Raw genomic sequence first — 19,320 nt, 5'->3', positions numbered from 1 at the left:
CCGGTGATCGAGACCACACGTAGGCTGCGTGTCATGACCTCCACTCTCGGTGAGATCGCCGCCGCCAAGTACGTGTTGCTGACGACTTTCCGCAAGGACGGGACACCGGTACCGACGCCCCTGTGGGCCGCCGCCGACGGTGACCGGCTGCTGATGTGGACGGTCACCGACTCCTGGAAGGTCAAGCGGATCCGCCGGAACCCGCGCGTGACGATCGCGGCCTGCGATGCGCGCGGCAACCCGAAGGGGGAGGCCATCGACGCGGTCGCCGAGATCCTCGACCTTCCCGGCAGCGACCACGCCCGGGATGCCATCGTCAAGCGCTACGGCATCCTCGGCTGGCTCACGATGAAGGGCAGTCTGTTGCGCCGCGGGCGGACCGGCACGGTGGGTGTGGCGATCACCGCTCCGTAGACCGCGCCGGCCCGTCCGGGTCAGGAGGCGAACAGTCGTGCGGTGCTGCCGCCGTCGACCAGGTCGTCCAGGCCGGGGTGCCCAGGTAGCCGCAGGTGACGAACGGACCCGACTGCGCGCAGCCCACCGAGAAGTCGGCCGACGACGCAACCCCGGTGCCCGCCGCCAACGCGGTCGCGGTCGTGACGCCCACCGCCGCAGCGAAGCCCACCGCCCGGCGCAGCCGTGTCGCACCCGCCTGCCAGTACCCACCGTCCATGAATTCACCCTCACAGCCCGAGCCCCGTGCAGAAGCGGACGCCGTCGGCGGCAGGTAGCTTGCCACGCTGCGGCCGGCCGCGACCCGGAATTCGTGGACATCCGTCCAACCGGGGGCGGGTCAGTCCTCGTTGAATCCGCGCAGCCGATCCAGTTCCCGCCGTTCACGCTTCGTCGGTCGCCCCGCACCGCGGTCGCGTTGCGGGACCGCGAGCAGAACCTCTCGGGGCGGGGGCGGCGGCGACTTGTCGATCAGGCACAGTGCCGCCTCGGGCGCTCCGACGCGTTTGCGGATCAGTCGGGCGACCACGACGATCCGCTCCCGGCCGTCGACCCGCATGCGCACCTCGTCGTCGACGCGCAGCAGGTGCGCCGGCTTCGCCGAGACCCCGTTGACGCGAACGTGCCCGGAACGGCAGGCCGCGGCGGCGGCGGAGCGGGTCTTGAACAGGCGCACCGACCACACCCAACTGTCGAGTCGCACACCCGAGATCTCAGACACGCACCCACCCTACCGACGTCACATCGACCCGAATCGGGCCAGGTTGACCGGACGCATGCACACACTGAGCAGGTCCCGATCCCACCACCGTCCGGTAGCCCGGCGCGTGGCGCGGTCGGTGTACCGGTACTCGTACAACCTCGCGCGCACCCACGCGGGAGGGTCGTCGGGAAACGGATTGTGACGCAGCAGTTTCAGAGTGTCCCGGTCGTTCTCGAGCAGTCTGCGGACGAACTCGCCGAACCACCGGTCCGCGTAGCCGGGGGAGAGCGCCGCGAACCACATCAACCAGTCCAGACGGAGGTGATACGGGGCGTACTGACGTGGGCGCCGTGTCGGGTCGCCCGGCTTGCCCCTGAACTCGTACTCGTGCCACTGCGTCGCCGCGGTCGGCACCGCGTCCCGGGTGCCCTCGACCACGATCTCGGTCCGGACCCGGGTGACCGTCCCGAACGCGCCGTACGTGTTGACCAGGTGCCACGGGTTGAACGACGCGTTCATCAACTGGTGGTGCCCGAGCATGTTGCGCACCGGCCAGTAACTGAGGACGACGACACCCGCTCCCACCGCCAGCGTCAGGGCCGTGAACCACACCGGCGCCGGCGAGGTTTCGGGGATCCCGAACGGCAGAACGGGCTCGAACAGCGAATCGGGCAGCACCGAACAGGCCAGGACGATCGCGAGCCAGTTCAGCCACGAGAAGTTGCCGCTCGCGACCAGCCACAGTTGCGTCACGATCATCACGATCGCCGCGCCCGCGGCCACCGGCTGCGGCGCGAACAGCAGGAACGGCACCGCCAGCTGCGTGGCGTGGTTCCCCGCCGCCTCGATGCGGTGCAGTGGCTTCGGCAGGTGATGGAAGTACCAGCTCAGCGGGCCCGGCATCGGCTGCGTCTCGTGGTGGAAGTACAGGCACGTCAGCCGCCGCCAGCACGGATCGCCCCGGATCTTGATCAGCCCGGCGCCGAACTCGAGCCGGAACAGCAGCCACCTGAGCAGCACCATCATCACCAGTGGAGGCGCGACGTCGGCGTTACCGACGAAGATCGCGAGGAAGCCGGTCTCCAACAGCAGCGATTCCCACCCGAAGCCGTACCAGAGCTGACCGACGTTGACGATCGACAGGTACAGCACCCACAACAGCAGCCACACCAGCATGCACAGCGGCAACGGCAACCGGGCCGTCACCCCGGCGACCGTGACCGCCGCCAACCCGGCGCCCGTCCACGCGACCGCGGCGAAGAACCGATCCGAGTAGTGCCAGTGGAAGATGCTCGGCGACCGACGGAACGACCCACCCGCCAGATAGCGGGGAATCGGCAACATCCCGTCGCTGCCCAGCAGCGCCCGAAACTGGCGGGCCGCCGCCACGAAGGCGACCAGATACACGGCCGCGAGCCCCTCCGTGAAGAGCCACCGGCCGACGTAGCCGACGCCGAACCAGTCCATCACCGTGTGCGGACACCCGCCCTGGACATCCGATTCGGACGCTACTCTTCCTTCGACGACGCGAAGCGCTGGACCACACCGGTGAAGGGAACGCGGCCGTGAAACTGACCACCATCACGCAGATCACCGTCGACGGGGTGGTGCAGGGAAACGGCGGTGCGACCGACGAGGACCGCAGGAACGGATTCGAACGCGGCGGATGGGCCATGGGGGCGGGCGACGAGGAGACCAGGTCGTTCATCACCCAGACCTACCGACGCGCCGACGGGTTCCTGTTCGGCCGGCGGACCTACGAGCTCTTCGCCGCGTCCTGGGGAACTGTCGACGACATGCGCAGCCACCCCATCGGTGTGACGCTGAACCGAACGCCCAAGTACGTCGCCTCGACCACGCTCACCGCACCACGGTGGCACGGCACGACCGCCCTCCGGGGTGACCTCGCGGCGACCGTGCGAGAGCTGAAAGACACCTCTGCGGGGGAACTGCAGGTGCACGGCAGCGGCACCCTGACCCGATGGCTCCTCGACAACGACCTGGTCGACGAGATGATCCTGCTCGTCGTCCCCGTGATTCTCGGCCAGGGCACGAGACTGTTCCCCGAGACCGGACCGGACATCGCGCTCGACCTGGTCGACTCCCGGGCCGACTCGAACGGCGTGACGATCCAGGTCTACCGGCCGGCAGGAAGGCCGCGGTACCCGGCTGCACCATGACCTGGGAACCGTTGGTGCCCGTCACCGTCGACGACGGGTACCAACGCTCCGAGCGCCACGGACACGCTCGGCGGGAGCGTCGGAACGAACCCGCACCGTTCTAGGGTGGTATGCGTGATCGCCATCGCCGGCGATCCGGGATTCGACCGCCGTCAACATCAGCCCGGTCGCGACGCCCAGCATCACGCCGCCGCAGCCGATCGGTGCTGCGGCGCCGATCTCGGGCAGCGCCTGCAGCGTGTCCAGGCTCGCCTGCCGTTCCGGATCGGCGCGCTCGGCGACGGACATGCTCGTGTACCGTCACGGTCGCGCAGACGCGACCAACCCGAATCGAACACCGTCCAACCAATTTTCCCCACGCCCGGACCCGTTCAGCCCAGTGCGTCCACGTACAGCCAGCGGCCGTGTTCGCGGACGAAGCGGCTGTGTTCGTGGAGGGAGTCGCGGTGGCGGCCGATCCGATAGTGCGCCACGAACTCGACGGTGCCGGCGGATTCGAGGGGGCTGCCGCCGGAGCGGGACAGGATGTCGAGTCCCACCCACTGCTGCTCGGGATCCAGCTCCAGGGACGTCGGGCGGGAACGTCGATGCCAGGTGCGCAGCAGGTAGTCGGCGTCACCGACCGCGAACGCCGAATAGCGTGACCGCATCAGTGCTTCCGCGGTCGGGGCCTCGGCGGCGCCGGAGTGGAATCTGCCGCAGCAGTTGCCGTAGGTGTCCCCGCTCGGGCAGGGGCAGCGGGCGTCGTCGGCGAGAGTCATTGCGCTGCACTCACCGACGACATGTGGAAGTCGGGGATCCGGACCGGTGGCATCGCCGTGCGCGTGAACCAGTCCTTCCACTCCCGCGGCAGCGTCGGCTGCGTGGCCCCGACTTCGGTGACGCGACGCAGCAGGTCGAGAGGACTCTCGTTGAACCGGAAGTTGTTGACGGCGCCGGTGACCCGACCGTTCTCGACGAGGTACACGCCGTCGCGGGTCAGTCCGGTCAGCAGCAGCGTCGCCGGATCGACCTCCCGGATGTACCAGAGGGTGGTCAGCAGCAGTCCGCGTTCGGTGTTCGCGACCATCGCGTCGAGGGTGGTGTCGCTGCCACCGGTGAGGAGCAGGTTGTCGCCGGGTACGGCGACCGGCACGTCGAATTCGCGTGCGGCGTGCCGGGGATAGGCGAGTGCGGTGATGACACCGTCGCGGACCCAGTCGACCCGCCCGGTGTCCATGCCGTTGTCGAACACCGACACCGACTCGCTCGACGCGGCGGTCGAGACGAACGGCGCGTACTCGAGTCCCGGGGCACGGGGATCGGAGAACAGGGTGAGCGGGATGTCGGTGAGCCGCTCACCGACCCGGGTACCGCCGGCACGCGCGAGCGCGGTGTGCCCCTCCTGTGCGCCGCGGCCCTCCATCGTCCACATCAGGTAGATCATCAGGTCCGCGACCGCGGACGGCGGCAGCAGTGTCTCGTAACGCCCCGCGGGCAGTTGCACCGTCCGGTCCGCCCAGCCCAGGCGCGTGCTCAGCTGCGCCACCAGGTCCGGGACGTCCACGTCGGTGAAGTCGAGGGTGCCGGCGCCGACCCAGGCGCTCGCGTCGCCGCGTTTGCCGTTGATCTCCACCGACCCGGTCGGCTGGGTGAACCGGCGCCGCACCCCGGTCGTGGTGCCCAGCCAGGTGGTGTGCATCTGGTGGTGCGCGAACCCGTACAGCCGGTCGGTGCCGTCGAAGCCGTCCGAGAGGGCGCCGGCGAGTCGGCCGAACACCTCGACCCCGGTCTCCGCCGGGCCGTCGGACCACCCGGGGTCGGCGGCGCCGGACGGTGTGATCAGGTCCATCGCGTCCTCGGCGGGGCGGGCGCCGCGGGCCGCGTCCTCGGCGGCGCGCACCACACCGGTGATCGCGTCGGGATCGACACTCGACGACGTCACCGAGCCGACCCGGGCGCCGTCGCCGTCGCGCACGACCGCGACGACCGTCCAGCTGCGGGACCGGGAATCACCGTTGGTGGTCATCGAATTGCCCGCCCACCGCAGGGACGTCTCCGCCGCGTCGGTGACGATCACCATCGCGTCGTCGACCGTGACCAGCGACAGTGCCTTCTCGACCACGTCCTGTGCGGGAATCACCGGCTGGACTCCTCTCGGGTGTTGAGAACGTTGACGCCGCGGAACAGGGCGGACGGGCAGCCGTGGCTGACCGCGGCGACCTGACCGGGCTGCGCCTTGCCGCAGTTGAACGCGCCGCCGAGCCGCCACGTCGACGGTCCGCCCACCGCCTCCATCGAACCCCAGAAGTCGGTCGTGGTCGCCTGGTACGCGACGTCGCGCACCTGCCCGTCCAGCTTGCCGCCGCGGATCCGGTAGAACCGCTGCCCGGTGAACTGGAAGTTGTAGCGCTGCATGTCGATCGACCAGCTCTTGTCGCCGACCACGTAGATGCCGTCGTTGACACGGGAGATCAGGTCCTCGGTAGAGGCGTCGTCGACCGGATCGGGTTGCAGCGACACGTTCGCCATCCGCTGAATCGGCACGTGGTGCGGCGAGTCGGCGTACGAGCAGCCGTTGGACCGGGTCAGGCCGAGCCGCGGCGCGAACACCCGGTCCAGCTGGTAGCCGACGAGGACGCCGCCCTGCACCAGGTCCCAACTCTGCGCGGCCACCCCGTCGTCGTCGTAACCGACGCTGGCCAGACCGTGTACCTGTGTGCGGTCGGCGGTGACGTGCATGATCGGGGTGCCGTAGCGCAGAGCGCCGAGCTTGTCGGGCGTGGCGAACGAGGTGCCCGCGTACGCGGACTCGTAGCCGATCGCGCGATCGTATTCGGTGGCGTGGCCGATGGATTCGTGGATCGTCAGCCACAGGTTCGTCGGGTCGATGACGAGGTCCGTCGCTCCCGCGGTCACCGACAGGGCCTTCGCCTTCTCCGCCAGCCACTCGGGTATCCGGGTCAGTTCGGTGTCCCAGTCCCATCCGGTTCCGGTGAGGTACTCCCAGCCGCGCCCGACCGGGGGCGCGAGGGTGCGCATCGTCTCGAAGTTGCCCGCCGCCGCGTCGACCGCGGTCGCCTCGAGCTCGGGATGCAGGCGGACCCGCTGCTGGGTGATCCGGGATCCGGCGAGGTCGGCGTAGAACGTCTGCTCCTTGACCTGCAGGACACCGGCGGTGACGTGGTCGACACCGTCCGCGGCCGCCAGCCGGCCCGAGTACTCGCCGAGCAGCTCCACCTTGTCGGTGGTGGGTACGGCGAAGGGATCGGTGTCGTACTCCGACACCCACACCGCGCTCGGATACCGCGGCTCCTCGGCCAGGTCGACGGGGTCGCGGTTGAGTGCGCGCAGCGCCCGCGCCACCTCGACCGCACGTGCCGCGGTCCGGGCGGCGGTCTCCGGCGTCAACTCCGCGTGCGAGGCGAAACCCCAGGTGCCGTCGACGATCACCCGCACCGCCAGCCCCAGTTCGTCGCCGTCGACGACGGACTGCACGGCACCGTCCCGCAGCCGGATCGACTGGGTCAGCAGGCGGTGCACCCGCACGTCGGCGTGACCCGCCCCGGCCGCTCGTGCCGCCGACAACGCGGCATCGGCGAGCGACGTCAGTGGCAGCGCCAGGAAATCCGGATCGACGGCATGTGTACCCACCCGGTCAACCTAGCCGAATTGCTGCCATCCGAGCCGGATCACCATGACCACGACCACCACCAGCAGCACGATGCGGATGAACTCGGCGCCCTTCGCCAACGCCATCCGCGCTCCGACGACGGCGCCGATCACGTTGCAGACCGCCATCGCCAGGCCGAGCGACCACCACACGCTGCCGGTCACGGCGAAGAACGTCAGGGCGCCGATGTTCGACCCGAGGTTGATCACCTTCGCCATCGCGGCGCTGCGGACGAACTCGGTGCCCAGCATCACCGCGAACGTGATGATCAGGAACGTGCCGGTGCCCGGGCCGAACAGTCCGTCGTAGAAGCCGAGTGCCCCCGCCGCGACGAGCACCGTGGTGATCACGCGCAGTCGCGTCGGGCGATGATGCGCCAGCGTGGTGCCGACCGTCGGGCGGAGGGTGACGAACACCGCGACCGCGACGAGCAGCCCCATGATGATCGGGACGAACAGGTCCTTGTCGATCAGCGAGACCGTGGCCGCGCCGGCCGCCGCGCACAGCGCGGCGAGCACCGCCGCCGGCGCCATCAGCCGCCACTCGAGGCGGACCCTGCGCGCGAACGTGACCACCGCCGCGGTGGTGCCGGTGACGGCGGTCAGCTTGTTCGTGGCCAGGGCCATCTGCGGCGACAGCTGCGGCATCGTGAGCAGGATCGCGGGCAGCAGGATCAGCCCGCCGCCGCCGACCACGGCGTCGACCCAGCCGGCGGCCAACGCCGCGGTCATCAGCACACCCCAGTCGGTCCACACCACCCGCCGACTCAACCACACCGGCTCGTAGCATTCCGGCCATGACCGATGTCCGGATCCTGCACGACGAGGCAGACCTGCTGCGCGCCAACGACATCTTCCGCACCGCGATGGTCGGGTTGCCACACCTCGGCGACCTCGGGCCGGGGGAGATCACCGAACTCCTCGAGCCGGGGCGCACGCTGGGAGCATTCCACGACGGTGCGATGGTCGGGACCGCCGACTCCACCGGCGGTGTACTGACCCTGCCCGGCGGCGCGAGGGTGCCGCATGCGGCGGTCACCCACATCGGGGTGCTGCCCACGCACACCCGGCGCGGCATCCTGCGTGCCCTGGTGACCGCGCAGCTGCGCGACGCCCGCGACCGCGGTGACGTCGTCGCCACACTGCGGGCGTCCGAAGCGACCATCTACGAACGTTTCGGGTACGGGGTGGCGAGTCACTCGACGAGCTGGGAAGTGATCACCCGGCGTGCGCACCTGCGCGGCGACGCCGACCGTCCGGTTCGCCTCGTCGCACCCGACCCCGACCTGTGCGCTCGCATCCACACCGAAACGTTGGGGCAGCGGCCCGGCACGATCGACCGGTCACCGCAATGGTGGGCGTTCCGCCGGCGCAACGGGAGCGAGCACCCCGGTTATCTCGCGCTGTGCGGCGAGCCGGGCACGGAAACCGGATACGCCCGGTACCGCCCGGTCGACACCGGCGCCTGGTTCACCTCCGGTCAACGCACCGTCGTCGTCGAGGACCTCGTCGCCGACACGCCCGCGACCTTCGCGGCGCTGCTTCGGTTCCTGCTCACCCTCGATCTGGTGGACCGGCTCGTGTTCACCGCGCTGCCCGTCGACACCGCGCTGCCGTGGCTGCTCACCGACCGGCGCGCAGCCAGGCAACTGTCGGTGAGCGACGAGACCTGGCTGCGGCCGCTCGACGTGACCGGAGTCCTCGCCGGACGCCGGTACCGCGGCAGTGCCGCCGTCGTGGTGGAGGTCGTCGACGACCTGTTGCCCGAGAACAGCGGCCGGTACCGGATCACGCCGGACGGGGCGACGGCCACCGTCGACGACGCGCAGCTCGCGGTGGGCGCTGCCGCGCTGGGATCGGTCCTGCTCGGCGGCGTGCGCTGGCACCAGCTCGCCGACTCCGGCCGGGCCCGCGTCGTCGACCCGGCCGCCCTCGCGGACGCGGACGACCTGTTCGGGTGGCCGCGGGCCCCGTTTGCCGGGTTCTGGTTCTGACGGGCGACAGTGGTGTCGACGGCATCCGGGAGAAAATCGGGCGTCTCGGACGTTGAAGGAGACAAGTACCTCCCAGCGAAAGGACCGTCATGATCCCCGCCCTCTTCGTGCTGTACCTCGTCGTCGAGGTCGCGGCGGTGGTCTGGATCGGCAGCGCCATCGGTGTCGGCTGGACGATCCTGCTGTTCCTCGCCACGTGGGCGGTCGGCCTGTGGCTGGTCCGGTCGCAGTTCCGTCGCGTGTTCGCGCAGTTCCGGGACGCCGGCCGGAACTCCGCGGCTGTCGGCGGCGCCGTCGCGGACGGAGCCCTCGTCGCCGCCGGCACCGCACTGCTGATCGTGCCCGGCCTGGTGACCAGCGCCCTCGGACTGCTGATGCTGATGCCGCTGACCCGGCGGGTGCTGCGCCCGCTGGCCGTACTGCTCGGTGGCCGACGGCTCGCGGTCGTCACGGCGACCGGCGCCGCGGGCGCCGGGGTGTACTCGCGCACCCGCGGCGGCACCGTCGTCGACGGGGTCGTGGTGGAGGAAACGTGGCTCGACGACGTGACCGTCGACGACTCCGCCGCGGCGCGGCGGGCGGCACCACTCGCGATCGAGGGCGAGGTCGTGCTTCCCGATCCCGGTGCACCCCGTTCGGGAGGCGGCGGGGCACACTGAACCCTCGTGAGTACCCAACTGTTGGTCGGTGGCCGCATCTACAGTCCGGCCGCACCGGACGCGACCTCGATGGCCGTCACCGACGGGACCGTCGTCTGGGTCGGTGAGGACCGCCCCGGACGCGCCCTGCACCCCGATGCGGAGATCGTCGACCTGGACGGCGCGTTCGTCGGACCCGGATTCGTCGACACCCACGTCCACACGACCGCGCTCGGTCTCACCCTGACCGGCCTCGACGTCGCGGGCGCGCGGTCGTTGCGCGAATGCCTCGACCTGGTCCGCGCGTACGCCGCCACCCGCGACGACGCGGTGATCTGGGGGCAGGGCTGGGACGAGACCGGCTGGCCCGACTCCGACCGCGGACCGAGCACCGCCGAACTCGACGACGCGGCGCCCGGCCGGGCCGTGTACCTGGCGCGGATCGATGCGCACTCGGCTGCCTGCTCGTCGCGGCTGCGCGCGACCGCCGGGGTGCCCGGCCAGGATGCGGTGACCGCCGACGAGCACCATCGGGTGCGCGCCGCCGCCCGCGACCTGCTCACCACCGAGCAGCGGGCCCGCGCCCGCACCGCGGCGCTCGACCGGGCCGCCGCGCACGGCATCGTCGCGGTCCACGAATGTTCCGGACCGGACATCGCCGGGCGCGTCGACCTCACCGAACTGCTCACCACCGGGCACGGGGTGCAGGTGCGCGCCTACTGGGGTCAGGCCGTGAGCGACGCCGAGGAGGCGACGGCGCTGCTCGCCGCGACCGGCGCGCACGCCCTCGGCGGCGACCTGTTCATCGACGGGGCGATCGGGTCCCGCACCGCGTGGCTGACCGAGCCGTACGCCGACCGTCCGCACTCCGGTACGAGCTACCTCGACGTGGACGCCGTCACCGCGCACCTGCGGGCCTGCACGCTCGCCGGTGTCCAGGCCGGATTCCACGCCATCGGCGACGGTGCGGTCGCGGCCGCCGTCGAGGGATTCGGCCGGGTGGTCGCCGAACTCGGAGGGCCGGCCGTGGCGTCCTGCGGGCACCGCCTCGAGCATGTCGAGATGATCGGCCCCGACCAGGCCTCGCAACTGGCCGCCTGGGGCGTCGTGGCCAGCGTCCAACCCGGGTTCGACGCCCAGTGGGGCGGCGTCGACGGCATGTACGCGCAGGCACTCGGTGCCGAGCGGGCCGCGGCGATGAACCCGTTCGCGGCGATGGCGTCGGCCGGTGTCTCCCTCGCCATCGGATCCGACGCGCCCGTGACCCCGCTCAGCCCGTGGGACTCGCTGCGCGCCGCCGCCCACCACCGCACCGACGGCAGCGGGATCTCGCCGCGGGCCGCCTACGCCGCCGCCACCCGCGGTGCCTGGCGGGCGGGGGGAGTCCGGGACGGTCTCGCCGGCACCCTGGTGCCCGGGGCCCCCGCCTCGTACGCCGTGTGGGACGCCGGTGAGCTCGTCGTCACCGCCGCCAAGGACACCGTGCAGCGCTGGTCCACCGACCCGCGCTCGCGGGTGCCCGCGATGCCCCGCCTCGACGACGACGCACCGAACCCGGTGTGCCTGCGGACCGTTCACCGCGGCGTCACCGTCTATGAGCGCTGAGCGCCTGCGCCGGCGGGCGCTGCCGGTGCTGCGGGACGCGTCGGCGGCGCTGGCGGCCGGACTGCTGCTGGTCGCGAGTTTCCCGCCCCGGCCGCTGTGGTTCCTCGCGCCGATCGGTGTCGGCCTGCTGGTCGCCGTCCTCACCGGCTGGGGTCGGCGCACCCTCCGGCTGCGCGCCGGGTTCGGGTACGGGTACCTCGCCGGTCTCGGGTTCCTGCTGCCGCTGCTGCCGTGGGTCGGCGAGTACGTCGGTCCGGTGCCGTGGCTGGCGTTGTCGGCGGTCGAGGCGCTGTTCATCGGGCTGTTCGGCACACTCGCGGTCGCGGTGTCGCGGTTGCCGTTGGCCCCGCTGTGGATCGCGTGCACGTGGTCGCTGGCCGAGTGGTTGCGCTCGTCGGTGCCGTTCGGCGGGTTCCCGTGGGGTCGACTGGCCTTCGGCCAGTCCGACGGTGCGTTGCTGCCGGTCGCGAGCGTCGGCGGGGCGCCGCTGCTCAGCTTCGCGGTCGCGCTCACCGGGGCCGGGCTGGCCGCCCTGGCCACGGGGGGCCGCCGGCGCCCGCGGGACTGGGCGGGCGTCGCCGCACTGACCGTCGCGATGCCCGTGCTGGCGGTCGCACTCACCCCGACCCTGCCCGACATGGACTCCGCCGATGCCGGCAGCATCACCGTCGCCGCGGTCCAGGGCGGCGTACCGCGGCTCGGACTCGACTTCAACGCCCAGCGCCGCGCCGTCCTCGACAACCACGTCCGCGAAACCCTCGACCTCGCCGCCGACGTCGACGCCGGCCGGGTCCCGCAGCCCGACATCGTGATCTGGCCGGAGAACGCCTCCGACATCGACCCGTACCGCAACGCGGACGCGGCGGCGTCGATCACGGCCGCCGCGCGCGCCGTCGGCGCCCCGATCCTGGTCGGTACCGTCCTCGTGCACGGCGACGGCACCACCACCAACTCGGTCATCGTCTGGGACCCCGCCGAGGGGCCCGGCGAACAGCACGACAAGAAGATCATCCAGCCGTTCGGCGAATACCTGCCGTACCGCGACTTCTTCCGGCACTTCTCGCAGTACGCCGACCGGGCCGGCAACTTCGTCCCCGGCACCGGCGACGGCGTCGTCCACGCCGCGGGAATCCCGGTCGGCGTCGCCACCTGCTACGAGGTCGCGTTCGACCGCGCACTGACCGACGCCGTCCGCGCCGGTGCCCAGCTCATCGCGGTGCCCACCAACAACGCCACGTTCGGCGACACCGAGATGACCTACCAGCAGCTCGCGATGTCCCGGCTGCGGGCGGTCGAACACGGCCGCGCCGTCGTCGTCGCGGCGACGTCCGGGGTCAGCGCCATCGTGGCACCGGACGGGACGGTGGCGGAATCTTCGTCACTTTTCACCCCCACGACCTTGGTGAAGCAGGTTCCGCTGCGGACCTCCACTACGCTGGCTACTCGGCTCGGCGCGATTCCGGAGTTCGCTCTGTGCATCGTCGCCGCCCTGGCCGTCGCCGCCGCAGGACTGCGCACCGCAGCCCGCCGCCGCCGGCCGGTCCCGCCCCCGACTGGCGGTGCGGATGTTCACGGGAAGAACCAGCCTCGGCTGGGGGAGAGGATCGAATGAGCGCGGGCACGCCGACAGGGGACAAGCCGAGCGACCACACGCTGGTGATCATTCCGACGTACAACGAGCGGGAGAACATCGCCCTGATCATCGGCCGCCTGCACGCGGCACTGCCCACCACGCACGTCCTGGTCGCCGACGACGGCAGTCCGGACGGCACCGGCGACATCGCCGACAAACTTGCCGCCGACGACGCCCACGGCCGCATCCACGTCATGCACCGCACCGAGAAGAACGGACTCGGCGCCGCGTACATCGCCGGATTCCGGTGGGCGCTCGAACGCGACTACCGGGTCGTCGTCGAGATGGACGCCGACGGCAGCCACGCCCCTGAACAGCTGCACCGGCTCCTCGACAGGATCGACGCCGGTGCCGACGTCGTCGCCGGGTCCCGCTACGTGCCCGGTGGCAGCGTCGTCAACTGGCCGCGACGCCGCGAGATCCTCTCCCGCGGCGGCAACATCTACTCCCAGCTCGCGCTCGGCGTGAAGATCAAGGACATCACCGGCGGCTACCGCGCCTACCGCCGCGTGGTGCTCGAGACCCTCGACCTCGGTGCCATCGAGTCGGCGGGCTACTGCTTCCAGATCGACATGGGGTGGCGGGCACTGCAGGCCGGGTTCACGATGGTCGAGGTGCCGATCACCTTCACCGAACGCGAATTCGGCGAGTCGAAGATGTCCGGCAACATCATCACCGAGGCGTTCACCAAGGTCCTCGGCTGGGGCATGCGCGCCCGCTGGGAGCGGCTCGAGGGTGTGTTCGGCAAGTAGTAAGCAGGCGGATACGAGAAGAGCCCCGGAGAACTGTCTCCGGGGCTCTTCTCGGTTGTCTACGCTCCGCGTCGCTTGGTCTTGAGGAGGTCCAGGCGCTCCTTGAGGAGTTCCTCGAGCTCTTCGACGGAGCGGCGCTCGAGCAGCATGTCCCAGTGGGTGCGCGGCGGCTTGACCTTCTTGACCTCGGGGGCCGCGCCCTCGAGGAGGGTGCCTTCGAGCCCGTTCTTGCACAGCCAGGTACCCGGGATCTCGGCCTCGTCGGCGAACGGCACGTCGAATTCCTCGCCGTTGTCGCAGCGGTACCGCGCGATCCGGCGGGGAGCAAGGTCGTGATCCCGGTCCGTCTCGTAGCTCACCGCTCCGAGGCGGCTCCCTCGAAGTACGCGATCTGCCATGGTGGTGTCCTCTCCTTCAAGCCCGTTCTCACCCGTCTCAACGTCACGGCACCTCGAATGGTTCCCGTGCGCAGCGCAGAGTTACCGAACGATGCTACCGGGTCGGTGGGGTCCGGCCGCACCAGTAAGGTGGATCCCGTGGCTGGAACGACACGCAGACCGGAATCGTGCGTGTGGTGTGGCCGCGAGGTACCCGCCGTGGGGGTCGGCCGCCGTCGTCGCTACTGCAGGCAGTCGTGTCGGCAGCGTGCCTACGAGCAGCGGGCGTCGGTCAAGGGGACGTCCATCGCGCCCGACTCGACCGTACTGACCGCGGCGGAGGCGGCCGCGGCGATGGATCGGATGTTCGAGGTGCGGTGCGCGGCCGAGGACGTCGCCACGGCCGCGGCGGAGGGGGCGTCACCGGAGGAGCTGGCCGAGCTGTGCGCGACGCTGGTGCAGCTGGCGCGCGACGCCGAACGCCTGCGGTGATCGGCCGGCAACCCCCCCGTCGGGTGAACCGAGTAACGATGTCGATCGTTTGACCGACAAGGGCACAGACGCGGCAAAACGGCCTCCAGTGGGTGGGGACGCCATTACGCTGAAGATCGAGTGACGACTTGCCGAGCCGCATCGAACCGATCTCATCCGTGAGGATTACAATGAAGGATTCTTCCTCTGTTGATCCGAAACACGAAGGTGGCACGACGACACGGCCGGGAGGCGGCAGCAAACCGAGCGGAGACACACCGAGCGGTTCATCTGTCCCGTTCCCGTTGTCGGCTGTGCAGCGCACGATGTGGTTCGCGCAGCAACTCAGCCCGACCGTCCCCACCTTCATCGCACAGTACGTCGAGTTGCACGGCGAGATCGACATCCCACTGCTGCGCGAGGCCGCCCTCACCGCGGCGGGTGAGTACCAGTCCCCGTTCCTGACCCTCGTCGAGATCGACGGCGAGCCACGGCAGATCGTCGATCCGTCCATCGACACGAGCATCGGGGTCATCGACCTGCGCGCCGAGCGTGACCCGATGGCGGCCGCGCACGCCTGGATCGACACCGACTACGTGACGCCGATCCGGTTGACCCGGGACCGACTCGTCGACATGACGATTCTCCAGGTCGGCGATCGCGATTACCTGTGGTACACCAGGATTCACCACGTCGCGCTCGACGGTTACAGCGGCATGACCATGGTGAACCGGATCGCGGCGCTCTACACCGCGGCGGCCAAGGGCGTCGAGCCGGAGCCGAGCCGCGCGCTGGACCTGCGCGACCTGTACGAGCTCGACGTCAAGTACCGGGCGTCGAGCCGGTTCGCCGCCGACCGCGAGTACTGGGCGCAGCACATCAGGGGCATCGAGTCCGGATCGACCCTCGCCACCCGCGAGGGGCCCGCCGCCGCCCGCAGCCGTCTCGAGAGCGCAGCCCTGACGGCGACCGCACACCACCGGATCGAGTCGTCCGACGAGGTGCTCGGCGGAACGCCGGCCGCCGTCCTGATCGCCGGCTTCGCCTGCTACCTCTCCCGGATGACGGGCCGCCGCAACGTGCTGGTGAACCTGCCGGTGTCCGCCCGCACCACGGCACCGCTGCAGCGGTCAGGAGGCATGCTCGTCAACGTCGCGCCCCTGCGGATCACCGTCGGCGAGGACGACACGATCGGCGAACTCGTCCAACGCGTACAGCTGGAACTGATGGGGGCGCTGCGGCACCAGAGGTGCAGCGTCGAGGACATCCGGCGGGACGCCGGCCTGACCGGGGCACGCGACGGTCTGCAGGGCCCGATGGTCAACGTGATGCTGTTCCGTCAGGAGATCACCCTCGGGTCCGTGGTGGGTGAGTACCGCATCGTCACCTCCGGCCCGGTCCAGGACCTGCTGGTGAACATCTACCAGAGCGGGGCGCCCACACAGATCCTCGTCGACTTCCGCGGCAACCCGAACCGGTACGGACCCGAGGAACTGCGCGACCACCACCAGTCGTTCGTCGCGCTCACCGAGGAGCTTCTCGCCGCCGACCCCGACACCCCGGTCCGCGCGATCCATCGGGCGTCCGCCGAGATCGGCGACGAACGGCGCCGGGAGGCCGACGACCTCGAGTTCTGGCGGGCCGAGTTGTCGGGCGTGCCCGCCGCTCCGGCGCTGCCCGGCGCCCATCCTCGTCTTCGTCAACCCGGATACACCACAACAGAATTCGTGGTGGCGCCGGAACTGCCGGCGGGCGTCGCCGCCCTCGCCACCCGGTTCGGGGTGGACGCCGCGACCGTGCTGCACGGCGCGCTCACCCTGCTGGTCGGCCGGTTGCTCGGTTCCGGCGACGTGGAGGTCGCCGCGGCGGTGTCGTACGCGGCGGACAAGCCCCCCGACGGCACCCCGGACCGCCGCCTGGTGCCCCTGCGCACCACGATCGACCCGGTCGTCACCTTCGCCGACCACCTCCGTCGTGTCGACGACCGCGAGCGCGCCGCCGCCGCTCATTCGCGGACCCCGTTCCGCCGGATCGCGCAGACCCTCGACCTGCCGACCGTCCCGATCGCCGTCGCCGCGCCCGACTCGGACCCGCTGGCCGAGTCCGAACCCACGCAGGCCGACCTGATCGTGCAGTTCCGTCCCGACGCCGCCACCGGTGCCCCCGCGGTGATCGTGCACCACGCCAACGAGGTGTTCGAGCCGGATGCCGTGCCCGCGCTGGTCGGGCGGCTCGAGCAGGTCCTCGCCGCGGTCGTCGCCGACCCCATGATCGCGTGCGGCGACGTCCCCGTCGTCGTGCCCGCGGAGGCGGCGGCCCTGACCCCGGTGTGGGGTGCGCCCGCTGTTCCCCCGCGCACGCTGGCGTCGATCTTCGCCGAGACGGTGGCGGCGGGCGGGGACCGGGACGCGGTCGTCGCCGGGGACCGGCGGCTGACGTACCGCGAACTCGACCGGCGCGCGGCAGCCCTGGCGCAGCTTCTCGTCCGGCGCGGTGTCGGACCGGATTCCGTTGTCGCGCTGTCCATTGCGCGTTCACTGGAGTCGGTGACGGCGATGTGGGCCGTGGTGCGCTCGGGGGCCGCGTTCGTGCCCGTCGATCCGAACTACCCGCCCGATCGCATCGAGCACATGCTGACCGACTCGTCGGCGGCGCTCGGGCTGACCGTCCGCGCGCACCGCGAGCAGGTTCCCGACGTGGTGGACTGGATCGACGTCGACGAGTTGGACCTCGACCGGGACCTCGACGGCGACGCCCCGCCGGCCCGGCCCGCACGGATCGACGACGTCGCCTACCTGATCTACACCTCCGGGTCGACCGGCGTGCCCAAGGGTGTGGCGGTGGGCCACCGCGGACTGGCGAACCTGGCCGAGGACACCCGCGAGCGCTTCGGCATCACCGAGCGGTCCCGCACCCTGCACTTCTCCTCGCCGAGCTTCGACGCGTCGATCCTCGAGACGCTGATGGCCGTCCGGGCGGGGGCGACGATGGTGGTCGCACCGCCGACGATCTACGGCGGCGCCGAACTCGCCGACCTGCTGCGACGGGAACGGGTCACCCACGCGTTCATCACGCCCGCGGCGCTCGCGTCGGTGAACCCGACCGGCCTCGACGACCTGCGCTGCGTCGTCACCGGTGGAGACGTGTGCCCGCCCGACCTGGTCGCGACGTGGGGGCAGGGGAGGCGGTTGTTCAACGCGTACGGGCCGACGGAGACGACGGTCGTGGCCGGTGTCAGTTCGCCGCTGGCGCCGGGCTCGCCGGTGACGATCGGCGGGCCCTCCCGGGGCAGCGGGTCGATGGTCCTCGACGGCCGGCTGCACCCGGTCCCGGTCGGGGTGACCGGCGAACTGTACGTCACCGGCCCGTCCATCGCCCGCGGCTACCGGAACCGTCCCGGCACCACCGCGGAGCGGTTCGTCGCCGACCCGTTCACCGGCGGCCGCATGTACCGCACCGGAGATCTGGTGCGGTGGAACGACCTCGGTGAGCTCGAGTACCTCGGGCGCAGCGACTTCCAGATCAAGATCCGCGGGTTCCGGATCGAACTCGGCGAGGTCGACGCGGTGCTGCAGGATCATCCCGACGTGGCGTTCGCCGTCACCGCGGGGCGCGCCCGTCCCTCCGGTGACGTCGCCCTCGTCGGATACGTCGTGCCCGCCGAGGGTGCCACCGTCACCGAATCGGCCCTGCTGGCGCACGCCGGCGAGTCCCTGCCGGCGCACATGGTGCCGTCCGCGATCGTCGTGCTCGACGCGGTGCCCCTGACCCCGGCGGGCAAGGTGGACCGCAAGGCGCTGCCGGAACCGAGTTTCGACACCGCCGCCACCGAGTACCGTTCGCCGTCCACCGACACCGAGGCCCGCGTCGCGGCCGTGTTCGCCGACGTCCTCACCGTGCCCCGCGTCGGTGCCGACGACAGCTTCTTCGACCTCGGCGGCGACTCGCTGATCGCGACACGGGTGGTGGCGCGGACCAACGCGGCGCTCGGCACGTCCCTCGGAGTCCTGGACCTGTTCGAGGCGCCGACCGTGGCCGCGCTCGCGGCGCGCGCCGACGCCACCGGCACCGGGCCGACCCGCAGGCCCGCCCTGGCCCGGCGCGAACACACCGGACCGGTGCCGGTGTCGATGGCGCAGCAGCGCATGTGGGTGGTCAACCAACTGGACACCACGTCCGCGGTCTACAACATCCCGATCGCGGTCCGGCTGGGCGGGGCGCTGGACGTCACCGCGCTGTCCGCCGCGCTGCGTGACGTCCTCGAGCGCCACGACACCCTGCGCACGGTGTTCCCGAACAGCCCCACCGGGCCGGTGCAGGTGGTCCGGGCGGTCGCCGACGCGGCACCGGACCTGAGGCCGGTCGACGTTCCCGTCGACGTGCTGCGGCCGCGGGTCCGCGCGCTGGCGACGGCCGGTTTCGACGTCACGACCGACACCCCGCTGCGGGCGAGCCTGCTCCGACTCGCGCCGACCACCCACGTCCTGGTGCTGGTCGTGCACCACATCGCCGCGGACGGACTCTCGATGGGCCCGCTCGCGCGGGACGTCCTGACCGCGTACGCGGCGCGTGTGGCGGGCACCGTGCCGCAGTGGCCGCCGCTGGCGGTCCGGTACGCGGACTACGCACTGTGGCAGCGGGAGCTGCTCGGCTCCGCCGACGATCTCGACAGCCTGATGGCCCGGCAACTGCGGTACTGGACCGACGCGCTCGACGGCGCCCCCGAGGTGCTGTCGCTGCCCGCCGACCGGCCGCGCCCCCCGCACGCGTCGATGCGCGGCGGCACCGTCGACGTCACCCTCGACCCGGCGCTGCACGCGCGGCTGCAGGATCTCGCGCACGAGCGGGGGACGAGCCTGTTCA

At 71.3% G+C, this 19,320-nt stretch carries 17 protein-coding genes and 1 pseudogene (1 of these 18 only partly in view); 9 read left to right on the top strand and 9 right to left on the bottom strand.

The features are described from left to right. Positions 1–33: 33 nt before the first annotated feature. Positions 34–414 carry a PPOX class F420-dependent oxidoreductase gene (locus ACFYVR_RS00700; protein ID WP_387468678.1) on the top strand — a complete coding sequence of 127 codons (381 nt, stop codon included), beginning with the start codon at positions 34–36 and terminating at the stop codon, positions 412–414. Here the strand turns inward: ACFYVR_RS00700 and ACFYVR_RS00695 are convergent. The 3 genes from ACFYVR_RS00695 to ACFYVR_RS00685 all read right to left on the bottom strand — a co-directional run bounded on the left by ACFYVR_RS00695 (position 401) and on the right by ACFYVR_RS00685 (position 2,623). After that, a complete protein-coding gene (locus ACFYVR_RS00695; protein ID WP_387468677.1) occupies positions 401–673 on the bottom strand; it encodes a hypothetical protein in 273 nt (90 codons plus the stop codon). The two genes, ACFYVR_RS00700 and ACFYVR_RS00695, sit on opposite strands and share 14 nt — an antisense overlap. A 120-nt stretch (positions 674–793) precedes the next feature. Continuing rightward, positions 794–1,174, bottom strand: a complete 381-nt coding sequence (locus ACFYVR_RS00690) for an RNA-binding S4 domain-containing protein (RefSeq protein WP_387468676.1) — start codon at positions 1,172–1,174, stop codon at positions 794–796. An 18-nt stretch (positions 1,175–1,192) separates the two neighbouring features. Beyond that, positions 1,193–2,623, bottom strand: a complete 1,431-nt coding sequence (locus tag ACFYVR_RS00685; RefSeq protein ID WP_387468675.1) for a lipase maturation factor family protein — start codon at positions 2,621–2,623, stop codon at positions 1,193–1,195. A 98-nt stretch (positions 2,624–2,721) separates the two neighbouring features. On the opposite strand from ACFYVR_RS00685, the gene ACFYVR_RS00680 reads away from it, so the two are divergent. Next, positions 2,722–3,336, top strand: a complete 615-nt coding sequence (locus ACFYVR_RS00680) for a dihydrofolate reductase family protein (protein ID WP_387468674.1) — start codon at positions 2,722–2,724, stop codon at positions 3,334–3,336. Between the two features lie 129 nt (positions 3,337–3,465). Here ACFYVR_RS00680 and ACFYVR_RS00675 read toward each other — a convergent pair. The 5 genes and pseudogenes from ACFYVR_RS00675 to ACFYVR_RS00655 form a co-directional block, all read right to left on the bottom strand. Then, positions 3,466–3,627, bottom strand: a pseudogene (locus tag ACFYVR_RS00675) (alpha/beta hydrolase); the annotation flags it as partial. 80 nt (positions 3,628–3,707) lie between these two features. Next, entirely contained in the window at positions 3,708–4,097 is a 390-nt protein-coding gene (locus ACFYVR_RS00670) for a YchJ family protein (protein ID WP_387468673.1), read from the bottom strand. Next, entirely contained in the window at positions 4,094–5,458 is a 1,365-nt protein-coding gene (locus ACFYVR_RS00665; RefSeq protein WP_387468672.1) for a metallopeptidase TldD-related protein, read from the bottom strand. Before ACFYVR_RS00665 ends, ACFYVR_RS00670 begins: the two co-directional genes overlap by 4 nt. Continuing rightward, positions 5,455–6,969 carry a TldD/PmbA family protein gene (locus tag ACFYVR_RS00660; protein WP_387468671.1) on the bottom strand — a complete coding sequence of 505 codons (1,515 nt, stop codon included), beginning with the start codon at positions 6,967–6,969 and terminating at the stop codon, positions 5,455–5,457. The genes ACFYVR_RS00665 and ACFYVR_RS00660 overlap by 4 nt, the downstream gene beginning before the upstream one ends. Positions 6,970–6,978: 9 nt before the next feature. Further along, the gene (locus ACFYVR_RS00655) at positions 6,979–7,719 is read right to left on the bottom strand and encodes a TSUP family transporter (RefSeq protein WP_387468670.1); all 741 of its coding nucleotides are present in this window, start codon (positions 7,717–7,719) and stop codon (positions 6,979–6,981) included. Between the two features lie 65 nt (positions 7,720–7,784). On the opposite strand from ACFYVR_RS00655, the gene ACFYVR_RS00650 reads away from it, so the two are divergent. From ACFYVR_RS00650 to ACFYVR_RS00630, 5 genes are all read left to right on the top strand, one after another. Continuing rightward, positions 7,785–8,981 carry a GNAT family N-acetyltransferase gene (locus ACFYVR_RS00650; RefSeq protein WP_387468669.1) on the top strand — a complete coding sequence of 399 codons (1,197 nt, stop codon included), beginning with the start codon at positions 7,785–7,787 and terminating at the stop codon, positions 8,979–8,981. 89 nt (positions 8,982–9,070) lie between these two features. After that, positions 9,071–9,640 (top strand): FxsA family protein, encoded by a 570-nt coding sequence (locus ACFYVR_RS00645; RefSeq protein ID WP_387468668.1) that lies wholly within the window; start codon positions 9,071–9,073, stop codon positions 9,638–9,640. 6 nt (positions 9,641–9,646) lie between these two features. Then, positions 9,647–11,224, top strand: a complete 1,578-nt coding sequence (locus ACFYVR_RS00640) for an amidohydrolase (RefSeq protein ID WP_387468667.1) — start codon at positions 9,647–9,649, stop codon at positions 11,222–11,224. Beyond that, positions 11,214–12,836 (top strand): apolipoprotein N-acyltransferase, encoded by a 1,623-nt coding sequence (gene lnt / locus ACFYVR_RS00635; RefSeq protein WP_387468666.1) that lies wholly within the window; start codon positions 11,214–11,216, stop codon positions 12,834–12,836. Before ACFYVR_RS00640 ends, lnt begins: the two co-directional genes overlap by 11 nt. Continuing rightward, positions 12,833–13,609 (top strand): polyprenol monophosphomannose synthase, encoded by a 777-nt coding sequence (locus tag ACFYVR_RS00630; RefSeq protein WP_387468665.1) that lies wholly within the window; start codon positions 12,833–12,835, stop codon positions 13,607–13,609. Before lnt ends, ACFYVR_RS00630 begins: the two co-directional genes overlap by 4 nt. 59 nt (positions 13,610–13,668) lie before the next feature. On the opposite strand, the gene ACFYVR_RS00625 is transcribed toward ACFYVR_RS00630, so the two are convergent. After that, entirely contained in the window at positions 13,669–14,007 is a 339-nt protein-coding gene (locus ACFYVR_RS00625) for an RNA polymerase-binding protein RbpA (RefSeq protein WP_050064362.1), read from the bottom strand. 138 nt (positions 14,008–14,145) lie between these two features. Here ACFYVR_RS00625 and ACFYVR_RS00620 point away from each other — a divergent pair, with 138 nt between their 5' ends. Continuing rightward, positions 14,146–14,478, top strand: coding sequence for a hypothetical protein (locus ACFYVR_RS00620; RefSeq protein ID WP_387468664.1), 333 nt, complete (start codon positions 14,146–14,148; stop codon positions 14,476–14,478). Between the two features lie 170 nt (positions 14,479–14,648). Next, positions 14,649–19,320 carry the 5' portion of a non-ribosomal peptide synthase/polyketide synthase gene (locus ACFYVR_RS00615; RefSeq protein ID WP_387468663.1) on the top strand. It continues 22,085 nt past the right edge of the window, so the window shows 4,672 of its 26,757 coding nt (coding positions 1–4,672); the start codon lies at positions 14,649–14,651; its stop codon lies beyond the right edge, outside the window.

The organism is Rhodococcus sp. NPDC003318, assembly GCF_042879035.1.
In the GTDB taxonomy this organism is placed as follows: domain Bacteria; phylum Actinomycetota; class Actinomycetes; order Mycobacteriales; family Mycobacteriaceae; genus Rhodococcus_G.
Note: the sequence above shows the minus strand (reverse complement) of the source record. Positions and strands in the feature narration are given on the sequence as shown.